This is a genomic window from Candidatus Obscuribacterales bacterium (assembly GCA_036703605.1).
Taxonomy (GTDB): domain Bacteria; phylum Cyanobacteriota; class Cyanobacteriia; order RECH01; family RECH01; genus RECH01.
The window spans coordinates 1-1,175 of the sequence record DATNRH010000959.1; the positions used below are offsets into that span (position 1 = coordinate 1).

Annotated in this window: 2 protein-coding genes; both read right to left on the bottom strand. The window is 51.5% G+C overall.

The genetic code is table 11. From position 1 onward, the window contains the following. Nucleotides 1-821 (bottom strand): hypothetical protein (locus V6D20_19690; protein ID HEY9818007.1); only part of this gene is annotated, 821 nt, incomplete at its 3' end. Nucleotides 822-869: 48 nt separating this feature from the next. Beyond that, on the bottom strand, nucleotides 870-1,175 hold a 306-nt coding region (locus tag V6D20_19695), incomplete at its 5' end, for a hypothetical protein (GenBank protein HEY9818008.1).

Here is a 1,175-nt window from a genome sequence, read left to right on the forward strand (position 1 = left end):
GCTTCTTTTCGGTGTTGGAGAAGCTCAGGGAGAGTCAAAGCTCGGGTGTAGATGTGATCCAAGCCGGCCTTGTGTTTGACCTTGTCGAAGTATCGCCCATGGACTCGGCCACCCTGGCGTCGATGGATAGCTAGATTCCAAAAGGTAACTTCTTTTCGGGGTTTGTCAACTGCCAGGGAATACTGCACTGCCCCCATTTGTAATTTCCGGCAGCGGCGCTCAGCGTACAGCATGCTTTGAGTGACCAGATTTTTGATAGTATTGGCTTCCAAGGCTTGGGCGGGAGTCAGAGGACCGGTGATGGAGGCCTCCAAGGTGAACTGTTGGGCCTGCAGATGGTGTTCCTTGAGTTTGGTTTCATAGAGATCCAGGTAACGGGCAACAACCTGGTTGTCTCGCAGTATCAGGCGTCTGGCAGAAGGTCTAGTAATGGGTGGGGATTCATGTCCAAAGAAAGACTGGTAGGTGAAGTTGATCCAAAGGGCCCTGTGGTCTCCAGGGAAATCATCATAGTCTAAGTACCCTGCAGCCTTAGCTGTTAAGGTAGCAGTAGCAAAGATGGCATCTACACTGACTCGCTGTTGGTTGCGAAAATAGGTCTCAGGAGCTGTGTTCTTGTCATGAAGTTCAAAGATGTGATTCTGCATGCCAAAGTGGGCAAAAAATTGGGTCACAAAGTTGGAGGAGACATCCAGGTTGAAGTCTCCAGACACAATGAGCTGATCGCCTGCCTCAAACCATTGTTGAAGGGCAGCCTTAAGGTCCTGCCAGAACTGGTCAAATGGGTCAGCGTTGGGTTGTCCCTGTCGCGTGTAGTACATAAGGTGTTGGGTGTAAACAGTAGTGGCTCCCAGGGACCCCTTGTTGGGTCAGTAAGCGCTGATCACCCGGGTGGTAATTCCGTTGATCCCTCTGTATTGGGTCCAGACCCAGCGGCCGAGGCCAGTGGGATCTTGCCCAGACTTGAAGGCGCGGTGGGCCACATCTTGGAAGGTCATGAGGCCAGTGCCGCCCCACTGGAGCACAGTGTTCTTTCGGTCATGTTTATTATGAGCAAAGGAAGCATGGGTGTTTTCAAAGTCAAGTTGGTCTTGGATCATAGCTTTCCAGTCGTGGAATTTACCGGCAGCTTTCCAGTTCTTGCCCACCTCTTGAAGGGCAATGGCATCAATTTC